Annotated in this window: 11 protein-coding genes; all 11 read right to left on the bottom strand. The window is 53.1% G+C overall.

Features of this window, described 5'->3' with window-relative positions:
- Positions 1-153: 153 nt before the first annotated feature.
- Positions 154-585: a hypothetical protein gene (locus AC07Y2_RS28490; protein WP_103387099.1), complete on the bottom strand. Its 432-nt coding sequence runs from the start codon at positions 583-585 to the stop codon at positions 154-156.
- Positions 582-1,004: a hypothetical protein gene (locus AC07Y2_RS28485; protein ID WP_146040495.1), complete on the bottom strand. Its 423-nt coding sequence runs from the start codon at positions 1,002-1,004 to the stop codon at positions 582-584. Before AC07Y2_RS28485 ends, AC07Y2_RS28490 begins: the two co-directional genes overlap by 4 nt.
- A gap of 71 nt (positions 1,005-1,075) precedes the next feature.
- Positions 1,076-1,420, bottom strand: coding sequence for a hypothetical protein (locus AC07Y2_RS28480; RefSeq protein WP_039767789.1), 345 nt, complete (start codon positions 1,418-1,420; stop codon positions 1,076-1,078).
- Positions 1,421-1,454: 34 nt separating this feature from the next.
- A complete protein-coding gene (locus tag AC07Y2_RS28475) occupies positions 1,455-1,850 on the bottom strand; it encodes a hypothetical protein (protein WP_039767790.1) in 396 nt (131 codons plus the stop codon).
- A 127-nt stretch (positions 1,851-1,977) separates the two neighbouring features.
- Complete coding sequence (locus AC07Y2_RS28470; protein ID WP_080770599.1) at positions 1,978-2,352, bottom strand: hypothetical protein; 375 nt, start codon at positions 2,350-2,352, stop codon at positions 1,978-1,980.
- 50 nt (positions 2,353-2,402) lie between these two features.
- The gene (locus AC07Y2_RS28465; protein ID WP_146040496.1) at positions 2,403-2,852 is read right to left on the bottom strand and encodes a hypothetical protein; all 450 of its coding nucleotides are present in this window, start codon (positions 2,850-2,852) and stop codon (positions 2,403-2,405) included.
- Between the two features lie 188 nt (positions 2,853-3,040).
- Positions 3,041-3,349: a hypothetical protein gene (locus AC07Y2_RS28460; protein ID WP_103387100.1), complete on the bottom strand. Its 309-nt coding sequence runs from the start codon at positions 3,347-3,349 to the stop codon at positions 3,041-3,043.
- Positions 3,350-3,352: 3 nt separating this feature from the next.
- On the bottom strand, positions 3,353-8,008 hold the full coding sequence (locus AC07Y2_RS28455) for an RHS repeat-associated core domain-containing protein (RefSeq protein WP_103387101.1): 4,656 nt from the start codon (positions 8,006-8,008) through the stop codon (positions 3,353-3,355).
- Positions 8,008-8,745 carry a DUF4123 domain-containing protein gene (locus tag AC07Y2_RS28450; RefSeq protein ID WP_103387102.1) on the bottom strand — a complete coding sequence of 246 codons (738 nt, stop codon included), beginning with the start codon at positions 8,743-8,745 and terminating at the stop codon, positions 8,008-8,010. Before AC07Y2_RS28450 ends, AC07Y2_RS28455 begins: the two co-directional genes overlap by 1 nt.
- Positions 8,735-10,777, bottom strand: coding sequence for a type VI secretion system Vgr family protein (locus AC07Y2_RS28445; RefSeq protein WP_103387103.1), 2,043 nt, complete (start codon positions 10,775-10,777; stop codon positions 8,735-8,737). Before AC07Y2_RS28445 ends, AC07Y2_RS28450 begins: the two co-directional genes overlap by 11 nt.
- A gap of 130 nt (positions 10,778-10,907) precedes the next feature.
- The coding region (gene tssD / locus AC07Y2_RS28440) for a type VI secretion system tube protein TssD (protein WP_490844206.1) at positions 10,908-11,105 on the bottom strand (198 nt) is incomplete at its 5' end.

The following is an 11,105-nucleotide window of genomic DNA, read 5'->3' as shown; positions in this document are numbered from 1 at the left end:
GAGAAGGGGCAGGTGGGGGCGTTGGTGGAGAGGGAGCGGTTGTATGGGAATCGGGTGGTGGTTAAGTATGAGGTGGGGGAACAAGTCATTGAAAGGCAGCAGTAGGTTGTGTTTTTGCCTTAGGGTCTTGAGCCTGTGACGGAAATAACACAATTACGGGTTTCGGTAGGGATACGTTTCGCCGCATAGGTGAAACGTATCGTCCAGATAATAAACTCTGGAAATCGAGTTTATTACCAATTTTAGTTTTTCCTTTGATGGAAATAGCAAATAGAAGAGCTCAAAGAATAAGTAGTCGTTGATGAGAATTACCGCTACGTCTGGGTGGTTTCTTATCAGGGTTGAAAATGGCGGGTAGCTGCAATCTCGTAATTCCGGGATGTCGGCGTAGCCTTGTTTGTTATCGTCTTGTATGCATTCGGCGATGAATGCATTTGTCAGCTCGTGGAATTGCTCGGGCAGTTCGTGAGTTTTTATTGATAAAGTATATTTTTTGGCATTGTTGGAGAGCGGTTCGCCGAAGCCAAGGCTGCGGTAGGTTACAGAGGTTGGATCAATAATTTTGTTTTCTGATTTGAAGATCATGGTTTTTTAATCGCTGGAGGGAATGAAGTCGATGCTGTATGTACGCAATCGTGGTCGTCTAAATAGGTTAAGAAGCTAAGGGCCGTATTGGTTATCCAGAATGGAAAGCCAGTCGTTTCTGAAAGCAATATTTTCAAATCGGATGATGACTGAAGCGTCCAGGCATGGATTTGGTTGTCGAGGACGATTAATGTTGGTTTTTCAGATGGGTATAGGAGATCGACCTTTTTCCAAAAGTCTGGGTCGTGATGTTTTGTTACGGATTTTAGATTGAAGGGGTCAAGGGTATTTGTGTTTGAGTAAAAGAAGCAGGTTTTTATGTTTGAGATTATTTTTTCTAATTCATCCTTTTTGAGTTTCTGGTTTTTTAGATGATTTGTTTCGAGTGCTAATGTGATTTCTTTTTCCAGGTAACTCATCGAGCTTTCCTTTTGTTTTACAGAAAAAAATAAAAATAGATCAGTTCCATTTGGTTGGGAGGGAAGCATTTTCAAGCGTCGAGCATGAAGCGTTCAATCTGTTTGATAAAGTCTTCTTTGCTTTTTGTTCTGTATTGCCCTAATGGTAGCTCAGAGTTTTTGATCGGTTTTCCTTTGTTGTCGTACTTGATTGTCAGGAATTCAATGACAAAGTCCCCGTCAGGATCTCCCTCTGGCTCAAGTCTTGAGTCAAAGCAATGACCAGTAGTTCGTCGGACACCACCCAGCAAGACTGAGTTACTAAACCACTTGACAGTCTCTGGTGTGAAATCAACCTCGAAAAGGTTGTTGATTGTAATAGTCCATCCGCTTGGGACTCGAAGGGGATGGAGTTCGTATTTAAGCTTGGTTCTCATGTTAGTGTGTCCTCTGTGGCCTCTTTTGTTGAACTCAGTCTAGCGGGTACTCGCAAGTCCATGGTGGCGTAAATAGCTCGGGGTTTATGTTGTTTTCGTAAAGAAAAGAGTTGATTTCTTCCTTTGTTTCCAAGGTTTTGCATTTTGTTATTGTCGTGTCGTTGGTGCTAATGCTGTCTCTTGTTTCGAGAAGTTGGATGGGGAGAGTGAATTCTATAATTACGTATTTAGAGTTTTTTGCATCTTCTAGAAATTTGTAATAACGCTCTGCTGGGGATCTATTTTCGAAGTTTAAATGATAAACGGCGTAGATTGCGATCCACTTTCGAAGTGACTCATCCTGTGAAGGTAGCTCTTGAGCAATTTCTGTATATGATTTTGCCTCAAAGCCCCACCAGATTTTCCTCGGGATAATCTTCTGAATACTCATTTTTATCCTTTAAACTTATGTGAAAAGGGGGCGTATGTATTCTCTTAAAAATAAATCTGTCCCCTTTAGATTCTCCCCTTTGGATTAGAATACATCTATTTGGATAAGATGTTGGATGTGGATGTTTTTAATCTTCTTCATTCCATTTCGTATGGGTCTCAATGGCTATTTTTAGCCATGCGCTAAAGTCAGGATGTTCTCCGTGAAGCTCCCACCCCTCTAAAGCATATGCATGTATTATTAGCACTTTTGGATTGCCGGATAAATCATCACCGTCAAAGCAAGCAATATCATCATTGGCGTTGAACTTTGCGAAAGGAACTAACGTGCGGTTGGGATACAGATTTTTTAGCGTGTTGTGCCAGTAGTTTATTTTTCCCTCTTGATATATTAGTAACCACCAAGGTTCAATGTCCGGTTCAGGTTCCGTAGTCGCGAATTCTATAAATGTACTAGGGAAGTTATAGTTTTTCAGGTGTTCAATGTTGAGAAAAATTTTCATTTTGTTTTTTCGAAAAGGGGATGAATTGTCCCTTTGATTCTGTTTTTTAGTTAAGACCATTCTATGGAAAGGTTGTCTGGCCGATCAGTGGGTACTATTGCTAATGTGCCGCTTGATGATTGAACATGGATACTGCTGTTGTGAATGATGATTTTTTCAAATGGATTGGTTCCGCTCAATACGATCAGCCAGATTAGTTCGCCGGTGTCTTTTTTGGAAAGTGCAATGAAGCCATCGTCCCCGGAGGCTAGGCATTCGCCGCAAGTAAAAGTATTGTTATTAGACCCTTCTGCTGTATAAATGGTCGAGAGGCCCTCGCATATGTCAGTGTGGTTTAGTAAGAAATCATTTGCCGGAATCCATATTTTTTTTAGTTTTTCTTCTTTTACTGAGTTCTCAAAGAGACAATAGAAGCCATTGTTGAACGTGATTGAGTTTTGTCGAGGGTATATTTCGTTAAGCCAATGTTCTTGAATTTTATGTTTGTCGGTGGTGAACATTTTTTCTTGCTTATTCGTTTGTCTTTGGTTGGTCTTTCAAGCCTGTTGGTGGTACGGCCTTACCATGTTTCAAGTTTCACGAAAAGCGGACATATTTATTTTTTCAACGAAAAATAAATATGTCCTTTTTTTGTCCATTTTTTTTGCTATCGGGTTTTTAAGGTTTTGGATAACAGAATTTCTCTCCGTTATTCTGTCTTTACTTTTTTCAAAGTGTTCTTGATTGCATTTTTCAGCTCGGTCCAGTCTTTTGCTTTTTCGCTATAAATGGGTTTTTCCCAATTGAAGTTTGAAATTAATGATACTTTGAAGGCGCCTTGTTCGCTAAACTCCGGATACCAACCAATATCAATTATTTGCTGGAAAGGAAGAGCAGCTTGAAATAAATCTTCTTTGAGTTCGTCCAGTATGATGGAGATGTCCGCTGACTGATCCAGCTGAGAAATGTCGTCGAATGTTACGGTTCCACCTAGTTTTTCTATTTCTGTAGTGAACATGTTTTATTTCTTCTTCTTCGTGAGTTTTTTAAATGCATCTTCGGAAATTGGATGTCCATGAATTGTATTTGCGCTGAGCTCAACCCTCATGAATCGAGTTTCTTTTCCATCGTTTGCGCCGATGATTCGTCCCATGTCAATCACTTTCCAAGGTTTTCCGTTGTTAACCTCTTGGCCGTGCTCAAAAGCATGTCGTTCTAAAGCTTCAATGTCGGTGCCCGGTGCATACTTGGCTGCTCCGCCATTTGCTGTTGACTTTACAACCGATGGCCAAGGAGCCTTGGGAGCTACGTGTTTATTTCCGTGGTTGGTCCATTGAACATCTGGAGATTTTGGTGCTCCGTCATCCACGTTTGCTTTACGTGAGGGATCTTCTACTTTCCCGGGTTTGCAGTTTGGTCCTCCGGGGCAATCGGAGTTCAATCCCAGTGGGTCGATCCATCCAATAGGGTTAGGCACGTACTGGTAGTTATTCAACCCACCCGCAAGCTTGATCGGATCCGGTGTCAGAAAACGGCCAGTCCCCGGATTGTAGTAGCGGTGCCGGTTGTAATGTAACCCTGTCTCTACGTCGAAATACTGACCCTGGAAGCGCAACGGGTTATCGATTTCGCTGACGTCCAGCGCCGCGAGGTTGCCGTAGGCGCGGTACTTCGCCGACCACATGATCTCGCCACTGTAGTCGGTGAGTTCCTGCGGTGTGCCCAGGTGATCGAGTTGGTAGTAGAACGGCGTTGCCTTACGCGGGCCTTCGCCGTCGAGCATCGCCAGCGGGCGGAAGCTGCCGGGTTCGTAGATATAGGTGCGATAACGGTTGTCACCGCTTTCGGCGATCAGGCGTTCGCCTTGCCACAAGAACTCGGTGGTTTGGCCATCGACGGTTTTCTCGATGCGACGACCGAAGGCGTCGTACTTATAGGATGCATTGCTGCCGCCCGGCAGGCTGACACCGATCAGTCGATGCTGGCAGTCGTAGCGGTATTCGGTGACGAGCTTTTGTCCGGCGCCACGGCGCTCACGGATCAGGTTGCCATAGGCGTCATAGTCGTAATGGCGATCACCCTGCATCAGCAGGCGGTTGCCTTTGACGTTTGCGAGATTTGCTGTGCCTTCATTGTTCTGGCCGAGCAGGTTACCGGCCGGATCATGAGCAAAGCTTTCCGGCGTAGCGCCACGAACGCTGATCAAGCGATCGAGCGGATCGTAGTGGTAGCTGCGGTTGCCTTTGCGGCTGTCGTCGATGCCGACGAGGTTGCCGTTTGCGTCGTAGTTGTAGCGGCGCTGGAACAGGTTTTTGTCGCGCTGGCTGACGTAGTGAGCCTGCAAGCGGCCCTGTTCGTCATATTGATACTGGCTGAGCAGCAGGCCCTGCTGGCGCTGCTGTTCGCGACCACCGCTGAACTGGTGTGACGTCAGGCGCGAGCCGTTGAGGTCGATGCCGCTGAGCAGGCCGCCGGGTTGGTGGCGATAGTCGAGTTTGCTGCCATCGGGCAAGCGACAGTGCTTGAGCTGGCCGACGCTGTCGTACTCATAACGCAAGGTGCCCCAGCCTTGATGTTCGGTGACGAGGCGATCTTGCAGGTCGTATTCGTAGGCGAGCGGCCAGTGCCCGTCGTCGACGTTGACCAGGCGACCGAGGGCATCGTAGCTGTAGTGGATTTCTTCGCCGTCGGGAAGTGTCTTCACCAGAAGCCTGCCTGCGGCGTCGCGTTGGTATTCAGTCACCAACTCGCTGCCGTCATCGCCGAATTCGGTTTTCTTCAGCAACTGGCCATTGAGGTCGTATTCGTACGCAGTGCGACGACCGTCGAAGCCGGTTTCCTGCTGGATCAGGCCATTCGGGAAGTAGTCGAGGTTGTAGTGCTCGCCGCGCTCGTTTTCGATTTCGGTCAGCAGCAGGCGCGAGTTGTCGTAGCGGTAGCGCAGCTGGCTACCGTCAGGATTGATACGACGGCTGACAAGGTGCAGGTTGTCGGCATATTCGTAACGGGTGACGCGGCCGAGTTCGTCGCGTTCGGCAGTGACGTTGCCGTAGGCGTTGTAGGTGAACGCGCGTGTTGCACCGCCCGGCAGGGTAATTTGTGCAAGGCGGTTGGCGGTATCCCATTGGTATTGGGTGATGGCCCCGGACTCTTCTTGCCGAGTAATCTGCCGACCCAACGCGTCGTAGCGATATTTGCGTTGACCACCGTCGGGCAGGCGTTCTTCAAGCAATTGACCGAGGTTGTTCCAGCCCAGTTGGTGGCGGCTGCCATCCGGATGACGAATCTCCAGCAAGCGTCCTTGACGGTCGTAGCTGTAGAACGTCGAATTTCCGTCCGGGTCGATTTGCTGGGTAACATCGCCCTGTTTGTTGCGTTGATACTTCCAGCTGGCTTCGCCGCGATGAACATCGCTGACGAAACCGTTGCTGTATTCGTAGGTGATGGCCTCATCTTCAGGAGGGATGACGGCGATCATCAATCCATTGTCGTCGTACCGGTATTCGGTCACGGCGCCGAGAGGATCCTTTTCCGCGACCAACTGGCCTTTATCGTTGTAGGCCTTGAGGTGCTCGGCACCATCCGGATCGATCTTACTGATCAGTCGCGCTTGGTCGTCGTGGGTGTAGACCTCTTCGCTGCCATCGGCGTTGGTAACGGTCACGCTGCCTTTGTCATCCCAGGCGTAGTGCGCGTCCATCTGCGAGAAGTTTGCCCAGTGGTGGACGCAACGAGCCAGTTTGCCTTCGTTCTCCCACTCCCAGAAGAAGCTCGCGCCGCCAGCCAGTTGCCGTTCCAGAATGACATGTTGATCGTTGTAGCGATAACGCTCGGCTTCCCCGGCAGCATTCTTCGCTTCAATCAACCGGTGCTGCGCGTCATAGCTGTAGGTGACCAGCGTCTGGACGGTGTTCCAGGCATCCTCAAGATTGTCCGCTGGAAGAAACTGCTGATAGTCCACAGCCACAATGTGTTTGCGATCGTAGCGTAAAAGCAGGGCACGACCTGCGCCGTTGTCGAGGCGTTTGATGCGCCCGTGGATGTCCCGTGTGATGTGCAGGCGATTGCCATAGCTGTCGCTGATGGCGATCAGAGTTGCGCCTTTGCTGTTGAAACGGAAGTGATAGAACGAAGGACGCTTGCCGGCTTGGGCCAGTACCAGTTCTGACGGGTCATCGCCGAGGAAAATGGCTGCACGCGAGAGACTGTTGGTGATCGCCGGGCGCTGTTCGCTTGGAAGCGGGAACGGTGTGGAACGGTTTTCGTGGTCGGTCCAGATGACTTCATCGCCCACGATTTCGATGCGGTGGGCAAGGGCGTGACTCCAGCCGTATCCCAGGCCACAGTCGATTTCCACGGCGCTGGTTCTGTACAGGCGTGTCCATTCAAACGGCAGCAAGCCGTCAAGTTGGCCATCTGTCAGCGTCAATAGTTCTTCGCCGGTGACCATCGACACCGGGCATCCGTTAGTACATGTCTCCGAGGCCGGCTCGGCGCTCTTTTCCGCAGGCGTCTTTGCCTGTTTTGAAGCGTCATCACCGACTTCGCCTTTACCCAGCCTCGCATTCTTTTTCCCGTCGAAGCGCAGCTGAGAGACGCCGTTTCTCACCTTCGCCGTCACCCCACGCGCCGCCACGGCGGTGTATTTGGCGACGTACTCCATAAATCCATTGATGATCTTGAACAACGATTTCACGAAGCTGGTGACAGCGTTGATAACAAGCTCACCGTACTTCTTCAGTCGGGCGGCGAGGTAGATAACCCCTGTGCCTTCAGCCGCAATCGTCAGTACCACGCCAATCACGATGTCGATCGCGATGCCGACGACAATGGCCGTGGTCATCTTCGCAACGTCGCCGGCCATTTTCATTGGCGGCAAGCCTGCCAGCCAGATCACGGCGCTGCGTACCAGCAGGAACAAAGCGGCCTCGTCGCTGGCCAGCAACATGGCTTTTTTCATGATGTCTGGCGAGCTTTGGGCGACTTTGATCAGGTCCTGGACGCCTGCGCCGAGATCATTCGCAAACTTCTTGGGGTCTTGCAGAATGTCGAGCACCAGGCTGATGCCATCCCACACGCCTTTGATGGCTTCCCAGCCACCTTCAAGAATGCCGTTGCCGATCGCCATCGCAGTGCCCGAAGCCGACAGGTTCGACCATTGCGGCTTGAAGCCGGCCCACTCCTTGCGCAAGAAACCTTCGAGGTCCGCTGTCACGCCGCTGTAGGAGCTGAACAGAGCGTCGATCTGCGCGGGTGTCACCTCGTTGTGAACACGGATTTTGTAGAACTTGCCGGGAATCCCACCGGTCCAGCTGGCTTTGCCTTGTTGATCGAGTTTGACCTTGCTGACTGCACCACCTTCCACCGCGACGATCTCGACTTCGATATCGCCTACAGGAATGTCATAAACCGATTCGAACTTGCTCTCGATCAGCAGCGGTCCCTTCAACGGGCACTGAGCCACGTTCGAAGTGAAGTCGCCGTCGGTCATGCTCACCGATTTGCTGGTGTTGCCAACCTTGATCACTCGCTCCATGCCCAGCAGGGAAGGGAGGTCAGCCGCTCGGCTGGCTTTGTCGGCGACGTTGGCGTACCAGGTTTTGGTCTGTTCCTGATACAGCTTCAGACTGTCCTTGAAGGTGTTCAGTTGGTTGTCAACAAAGGCAACGCGATCCATCAGCCTTGCTCCAGAATCAGGTGGTTTAACAGTGCTTCTTTAAGGTTGTCCGGAGCATCCGGGCGACGCACGAAACGGGTGATTTTCAGTTTCAGGTTGTTCTCGGGCCATGCGCTGTAAAGGTCCGGGCGTGCTTCTTCGAGCCATTGCATCAAGTTGCCGACCAGCGTCGTGTGATCCTCTTTCGCCAACTGATCCAGCAACTTCTTCGGCACCTCCCACCACGGCCAATCCTTCGCCTTCGGCACCACCCTCGGCCCGACTTCCAGGCTCCGACCATTAATCAGATACCGCTCAAACACCGGCAACACTTCCCCAGCCGTTTCACCCAGCCCTTCAAGAATCGGATAGATATGCCGCCCATCCCAGAACCGGAAAAACACTTCGGTCCCGTCCGGCATTTTCACCTGGGTCAAACTGCGCAGGTGTTCGAAAACTTCGTTGGGCTCCGAGCGGGAGACCGCCAGCCAGCCCCAGTCGAGGGCGTCGGTTTCGGTGATCCAGGGCAGGAAGGCCGAGTTGGCCTTGAGTTCGGCGACGTAAGGCATCACCGGTTGCCAAGTGGAGTAGGGCGTTCCACCCCAGACGGGAATGGCCTGGACGGACGGTTCGCTCTGATACAAGGCCTTGAGCGCTTCGGCATCACTGGCGGCGCTGACGATCAGATACAGACGTTCGTCTTTTTGCAGCGGCTGTTGTGCCAGCCAGTCTTTGGGTGTCAGTCGATTAGATGGCACAGGCACCTGCCTTGCATTTTTCGCACTCTTCGCAGAACGGCGCATTACGTTTGAGGGTGTTGATTTGCGCCGGGGTCAGCACGGCACCAGCCTTGTCGGCATCCGCCTGCTTCAACACGCCCGGCAGCAGTGGGGCGGCGCCGGTGCCGCTGCCCGGTCCTCCGCCGGAGTTGATGTTGATCGCCGGCCCGCTCATGGTCACGCCGCCGCCATCGATCTTGATGAAGCTGCCACCGCCGACCAGCGTCAGTTCGGCCCCGGCTTCCAGCACCACCTTCATCCCGCTGCTCAGGTGAATTTCCTGGCCGGCGTCGATGAATTGCCCGGTGCCGATCTTGATGTGCTGGTTCACGCCCACGGTCAGGTGGTCGTTGGCCCGTGCTTCCACTTTGCGGTCTTCATAAACCGTGTGGTGTTCTTCGGCCTTGAATTCCGTGTAGCTGTTCTTTTCCACGACGTCGTGGCGTTCGTTGCCGACGCGGATTTTCTGGTCGTGTTCGATGTTCTCGTCCCAGTCGCGCTGGGCGTGGAGGAAGATCTGCTCCTGGCCTTTCTTGTCTTCGATGCGCAGTTCGTTGAAGCCGCCGCCACCCATCGAGCTCAGGGTCTTGAAGGTGGTGCGGGTCTTGTTCGCCGGCAGGGCGTAGGGGACGGTGTTTTCCTTGTGGTACAGGCAGCCGCTGATCAGCGGCTGGTCGGGGTCGCCTTCGAGGAAGGTCACCAGCACTTCCATGCCAATGCGGGGGATGGCGATGCCGCCGTACTGGGCGCCGGCCCAGGCGCTGGAGACGCGCAGCCAGCAGCTGGTCTTGTCGTCGGCCTGACCTTCACGATCCCAGTGGAACTGGACTTTGACGCGGCCGTATTCGTCGCAGTGGATTTCTTCACCTTTCGGTCCGGTGACCACGGCGCTCTGGCTGCCGAGGATGCGCGGTTTCGGGTGGCGCAGGGGCGGGCGGTTCGGCACGTCCCACGGGGTGGCCTGGAAGCGGTTGCGGTAGCCCTGATGGAAATCGTCTTTCAGCGCGGTGGTGTCGCTGGTGACCGACTCTTCCAGCACCTGCGGCTGCTTGCCTTCGTGGTGGACTTCGGTGAGCAGCCACAGATCATTCCACTTGGCCTTCGGGTGTTCTTTCAGCGCGAGGAAATGGCCGCTGACCAGCAACGGCTGGTCGCTCTTGCCTTCGGCGAGCTGGAAGTCGCTGCGGTGGCGTTCGAGGGCGCGTTTGGCCAGGTGCTTGCCGCGTTCGCGGTCGATGAAACGGCCCGGGTAATCGTAGTCCTCGAGGTCGGGCAGGGCGTCGCCGCGGTTTTCGCTTTCCAGCGTCAGGCGCGGTTTTTCGAAGTCGTAGTCGCGGCGGGTGGTGCGGCTGGTACGGGTTTCCAGGCGCAGGTCGAAGCGTTTGATCACCGGCTTGCTGGCGACCATGCCGGAGTCCTGCTGATAGGCCACCGGCGCCAGTTTCTTGAACACCGTCTGGTCATCGCCGAACACCAGTTTGTGGCCCGTGGCGGTGTGCTGGAAGTGGTAGTGAATGCCTTCTTCTTCACACAGGCGCTGGATGAAATGCAGGTCCGATTCGTCGTACTGCACGCAGTAGAGGCGATCGGGGTAGATCGAACCGGTCTGGAAGGCGTAGGCGTTGCCCTGGATACCGTGTTCTTCGAGGACCTTGCCGATGATTTTCGGCACGCTGAGGTTCTGGAAGAACCGCTGGTTGATCCGGTGCGCGAGGTACGCCAGTTGCGGGCGCAGGGTCACGGAGTAGCGGGTCAGGCGCTTGCCGGAATCGCCTTGCGCGGCGCGGTAGATCAGGCCGTGGATGCCGCTGCCGTCGGGCGACAGCTGCAGGAAGGCCGGCTTGTGCAGCAGGGTTTCGAGGTCCAGCGACGGCTGCTCACTGACCAGCTCCACCTCGAACACAAAAGGCTGGCTGATGGCTTCCCGGCCGGTCAGGGTAAACACCTGAAAGTCGGCGGAAAGACCTTCGATGGTCAGGGCAAAGTGGGTTTCATTGGCCGGCGCGAACATCCCTTGTTCCTCGTGCTGCATACGGCGTGTGTCGACGACCGCCAGGCGGTTCAACGCACGCGAAATTCTGGAGGGGCGTAAACAACATCGACCAGCAGAGCTGGCCGATGCTTGTAACGATCAGCCGTAATTAAACGACTGGAGCACGCCAGTCATCGGAACCCGAAGTACCGGATACTTCGTGGGTCCAGGTGATTTTGCGGTAGGTGAACTGCACTTCTTCCAGGTGGGTGAAGTGGGCGTTCGATGGATCCTGGCAGTTGTGCATCTTGTTGTTGATGGCGACGATGATCGCGTCTTCCAGTTTGGTGGTGTAGTAGTGCTCTTG

The sequence above is a fragment of the Pseudomonas sp. GW456-12-1-14-TSB6 genome (assembly GCF_059424205.1).
The sequence above is the reverse complement of the archived record's forward strand: the minus strand, read 5'-3'. Positions and strand labels throughout refer to the sequence as shown.